5 protein-coding genes are annotated in these 3,858 nt (G+C 45.7%); 3 read left to right on the top strand and 2 right to left on the bottom strand.

Features of this window, described 5'->3' with window-relative positions:
- The 3 genes from PHP87_RS11325 to PHP87_RS11315 form a co-directional block, all read left to right on the top strand.
- A partial coding sequence (locus PHP87_RS11325; RefSeq protein WP_299921438.1) for a response regulator occupies positions 1-344 on the top strand: 344 nt, incomplete at its 5' end.
- Positions 337-978, top strand: coding sequence for a chemotaxis protein CheC (locus PHP87_RS11320; protein WP_299921436.1), 642 nt, complete (start codon positions 337-339; stop codon positions 976-978). The genes PHP87_RS11325 and PHP87_RS11320, both read left to right, overlap by 8 nt.
- Positions 971-1,930, top strand: coding sequence for a diguanylate cyclase (locus PHP87_RS11315; protein ID WP_299921434.1), 960 nt, complete (start codon positions 971-973; stop codon positions 1,928-1,930). The genes PHP87_RS11320 and PHP87_RS11315 overlap by 8 nt, the downstream gene beginning before the upstream one ends.
- A gap of 46 nt (positions 1,931-1,976) precedes the next feature.
- Here PHP87_RS11315 and PHP87_RS11310 read toward each other — a convergent pair whose 3' ends face one another.
- On the bottom strand, positions 1,977-3,512 hold the full coding sequence (locus PHP87_RS11310; protein WP_299921432.1) for an HD domain-containing phosphohydrolase: 1,536 nt from the start codon (positions 3,510-3,512) through the stop codon (positions 1,977-1,979).
- Positions 3,509-3,858: MBL fold metallo-hydrolase (locus PHP87_RS11305; RefSeq protein ID WP_299921430.1), on the bottom strand; the 350-nt coding region annotated here is incomplete at its 5' end. The genes PHP87_RS11305 and PHP87_RS11310, both read right to left, overlap by 4 nt.

Below are 3,858 nucleotides of genomic sequence, written 5' to 3'. Positions count from 1 at the left end.
AGTTCTTCCAAGGGTTTTTGAAAAAGATTTTTATAAAGTATCTTCCGGAAGCGGAACTTATTACGGCCAATAATGGCCGGGATGCTTATGACCTCTATGAGCAAGAGAAGCCTGATTTCATAATCACTGACTTGTTAATGCCGGAAATGAACGGCCAGGAGTTTTTACAGATGGTTAAGGAAAGCAATCCGCAGGTTAAAGTAATCATAATTTCGGCGGATATACAGAAGGCCACCCGGGAGGAAGTTGAGGAAATGGGGGTTTTAGCTTTTTTCAACAAGCCCTTGAATAATGAAAAGGCCGGGGAACTGCTGGCTTTGCTCAAGGAGGGGTCTTATGCTTAATCCCCTGCAGAAGGATGTCCTTACTGAATTGGTAAATGTTTATGTGGGACATGCGGCCAGTCTCCTTTCGGAAATGGTAGGGCTCAGGATCCTATTATCAGTACCACGGGTGGAGTTGATTCCCGAAGCGGAAATGGAACAGGGTAACCTGCCATTGCCGGAAATTTTCTCACCGGGGCATATAGTATCTTCTTATTTAAGTTTCGGGCAGGATTTTAGGGGCAAGGCATTTCTGGTTTTTCCAGTACAGAAGGCTAAACTATTGGTTAATGCCTGCATAGGAGAGGAACTGCTGCTGGAAGAGGGAGATGCAGTGCCGCCGCGTTTTCTGGACACCGACTTTGATGTCCTGAAAGAAATAAGTAATCTTATTCTAAATGCAGTAATAGGAGAATTCGGCAATTTGTTGGAGACCCGGGTGGTGTTCACCGTACCGGAAGTGGAGCTTATCGATGTTACGGAATCAGATCAAAGGCTTTTTCTCAAAGATGGGGTTTATATACTGATATTGCATACTAATTTTACCGTGGCTGAAATAGAGGTTCAGGGTGTTATTATGATTGCCTTGAACCTGAACTCTGTTTCTTCTTTACTCAAGAAAATAGATTTTCTGCTGGAGGAACAAGATGTTTAAACTGGCCTATTTGGCTCTGGATAAGGTAAACCAGGGAATAATAATACTGGATAAAGATCTGAAAATAGTTTTTTGGAATGCCTGGTTGGAGCAATATACGGGAAAAAGTCAGGAAGAAACTATTGGTCAGAAACTGCCTAAGCTCTTTCCCGACTTATCCCGTAAGCCTTGCCTCGATGCCTTTCAGGGGGCTCTTTTTCACCGGCAAAGCCGGTTTCTCTCCGGTGCTCTGCACCACTGCTTTATTGCTCCGGTGGGGGAGATACGAAAGGATGTGCGCCAGAATCTGCTGGTAGAACCACTGGACTATGATGATGAAAAATATATATTGCTGCAGATTTCCGACCTGACCGGTCATTATAGCCGGGTTAAGCAGCTTAAACATATGTTAAAGGAAATAGACAGCGAATACGAACAAGTGCGGGCGGCAGCAAAAATAAACCGCTTTAAGGCCTTTCATGATGCTCTTACGGGTCTGCCTAATCGCTATTTATTCTATGACCGCCTGGATAATGCCATCAGCATGGCGCAGCGTAATAAAGAGATGCTGGCTGTAGTCTTTCTTGATTTGGATGGATTTAAGGAGGTCAATGACAGCTATGGACATGAAGCAGGTGACCTGTTGTTGCAGGCGGTAGCGGATAGGCTGAGGGAATTGTTGCGAGAAAGTGATACCCTGGCTCGTTTGGGTGGAGATGAGTTTCTGTTAATATTTCCCCAGATAAAAAGCGAAGCAGATGCTGCAACTATTGCTAAAAAAATACTAACGGCTCTTGCTCATCCTTTCATGTTCTGGGGCTGGGAACTATATCTGACGGCAAGTATCGGTATCAGCCTATACCCCAAAGATGCCAATGATAGCCGCAATCTCATCAACAAAGCGGATTTAGCCATGTACCAGGTAAAGAATAGCGGGAAAAATGATTATCACTTTTATCATTCCGTTACATAACGAGGTAAAATATGTCCCCTGCTTAGAAGCCATATCACCACCCGCTTTAGTCCAAAATATTTTCCCAAACCCGCTGTTCAACTAGCAGTTGCAACAGATCCCCATCCAGCTCCCCATCCTTCACCATAAAGCCCAAAATTTTTAATGCTTGCTCCAGGGGCAGGGCATTTTTATAGGGCCGGTCGGAGGCAGTGAGAGCATCGAATACATCTACCAGGGCCAGAATGCGGCCTTCCAGGGGGATTTGCTCCCCGCTGAGTCCTTGGGGATAACCTCTTCCGTTAAGGTGTTCGTGATGGATGGAGGCGAAAAAAGGAACATCCTGCAATTTTTTGGTAAAGGGTATTTTCTCCAACATTTTTCCCGTTACCACCACATGCTCTTCCATGATTTTTCGCTCCTGCTCAGTCAGGGTACCCTTGGAAACACAGAGGGACTTAAGCTCATTCTCCCGGAGCCAGGGCTGCAGCTTTCCCGAACCATCCCTGTAACTTCGAGCTGCTATTTCCTTTAGCTTCTCTACTATTTCCAGGTTGACGAAAGTGGATGGGTGATCGACCTTGATTATGAATTCGCGGCTTTCCTTTATATAGTCCTGCTTTTCCTCCCAGGATATTTCCAATTGCTCCAGTTGCTCCCGGCTATCATTGCTATTAATAGATAGAAGAGCTTGCTTTTCTTTCAAGTATTCGGCTTCACTACTGGATAAGATATAATCAAAGCGCTGCAAAACCAGCTCCAGCTGGCGTTCAATGCGAGTTGATTTGTTCATTACCTCCAGGGGGGTGGCAATCTTGCCTATATCATGCAACCAGCCGGCCATTTCCAGTTGGGCTATTTGCTCTTTACTAAACGATACTCCGGCCCAGTATCCCTGGCTCTGCCGGTTGACGGCCCGGGCCATTTCCCCGGCCAGCAGGGCCACGCGGCGGGTATGGTTGGCATTATAAGGAGTTCGGGCATCAATCGCGGTTGCCATCACCTGAACAAAAGAATTGAACAGCTCTTCTATATCGGCTACAAGCTGCATATTACTTATAGCTATAGCCGCCTGTGAAGCCAGTGAAGTAATTACATTTTCGAAGTAGGGAGCGAAAGGAATCAGTTTCCCATTTTCATCACGGGCATTTATCAACTGCAATACCCCTATTACCTCTTCTTCATGATTCTCCAGGGGAATGACCAGCATGGAAAGAGTACGGTACCCAGTATTCCCATCGTATTTCTTGGGACCGGAAAAATCGAACTCCTCCGCCTGGTATACATTGGGAATATTGACACTCTTATGACTAATGGCGGCATAAGCGGATACATTTTCCATCTTCAAAGGAACTGGGGGGATGTTAATTTTTTCTCCCCGACCCCCCAAAAAGCTGTTCATGGATTCATTTTGCATAATCTTGAAGCTCAAACAGTTGTTTTCACAGAGATAAAGGGTTCCGGCATCAGCGTTGGTAATCCTCCGGGCTTCGGTAACAATCATCTCCAGAAGACGGTTTTTGTCTTTTTCTGCTGATAGAGCAATGCCAATATTTATTATGTCCTCAATTTGTTCCAGAATCTGGGGGGTATAACTTCTCAAAGAGCAATCACCATTCCTTCACGAGCGGCAATACAGTTGGGAAAACATCTTTGCGCCTCTTTTTCGATTTTAGCCATTTCTTCATCACTGCGAGCTTTATCATGGTGGAAAAGCACCAGTTTCTTGGCCCCGGCTGCTTGAGCCAGTTTGATGCCTTCCTGCCAGGTGGAATGGCCATAGCCAAGAAAACGGGGATATTCTTCATCGGTGTAGTTGCTATCATATATCATCAGGTCGGTCTCTTCACAAAAGGCTTTCAGATGCGGATCAACACAGGAGTAGTGTTCTGTATCGGTTATGTAACAGCAGGAGCGGCCATCGTAATCCAGGCGGTAAGCCAGGCTGC

The sequence above is a fragment of the Syntrophomonas sp. genome, assembly GCF_028707975.1.
Classification (GTDB): domain Bacteria; phylum Bacillota; class Syntrophomonadia; order Syntrophomonadales; family Syntrophomonadaceae; genus Syntrophomonas.
The sequence above is the reverse complement of the archived record's forward strand: the minus strand, read 5'-3'. Positions and strand labels throughout refer to the sequence as shown.

What these genes read in the sequence shown, in the direction of transcription:
- PHP87_RS11320 (WP_299921436.1), top strand. Translation starts at nt 337, where the DNA reads ATGCTTAATCCCCTGCAGAAGGATGTCCTTACTGAATTGGTAAATGTT.
- PHP87_RS11315 (WP_299921434.1), top strand. Translation starts at nt 971, where the DNA reads ATGTTTAAACTGGCCTATTTGGCTCTGGATAAGGTAAACCAGGGAATA.